This is a genomic window from Aureispira sp. CCB-QB1 (assembly GCF_000724545.1).
Taxonomy (GTDB): domain Bacteria; phylum Bacteroidota; class Bacteroidia; order Chitinophagales; family Saprospiraceae; genus Aureispira.
This window is the reverse complement of sequence record NZ_JHBV01000107.1, coordinates 1-482: the sequence shown is the minus strand read 5'-3', so window position 1 is coordinate 482 and position 482 is coordinate 1. Positions and strand designations below refer to the sequence as shown.

Here is a 482-nt window from a genome sequence, read left to right as displayed (position 1 = left end):
ATTGGATTGAATTGGTTCGAAGCTATCTAAGAAGAGGTTATTACGGCTATTTGCATTCCTTTCATTCCAATGCAATTTCTAGTAAGAACAGCATTCAAAAGCTAAAGAAGACCATCGGTTATATGGTCTTTAGTACGCTAGGAAATACCTTTTCGGATCAAATTGCTCAGCAGCATTTTACGCACGTTCAGCAAGCTGTAGGCACCAACAATTGGCACTACCGAGAGCAGCTGAAGGATGGCGATTCGGATTATGAAGTGAACTTTCAAGTTTTGAGGGAAACGGATTTATTTGAGTTTACGGATTTCTTTGGGGCGATTCTGGACGAGTGGGGTTTTCACAGCTCTAGTAAAGATGCTCTATTTATTACCAATGCTGATACGAGACTCCAACGGGTTCAAGCTTGTGTAAAAACAGCGCTCTGGGTAAAACATCAATTTAACACGCCTAAATCCTAAAACTATGAAAGAGAACATTCAATT

At 40.0% G+C, this 482-nt stretch carries 1 protein-coding gene; it reads left to right on the top strand.

Annotated features, from left to right (window positions below; genetic code table 11):
* A partial coding sequence (locus CG11_RS30605) for a hypothetical protein (protein ID WP_197043974.1) occupies positions 1–458 on the top strand: 458 nt, incomplete at its 5' end.
* Between the last annotated feature and the right edge of the window lie 24 nt (positions 459–482).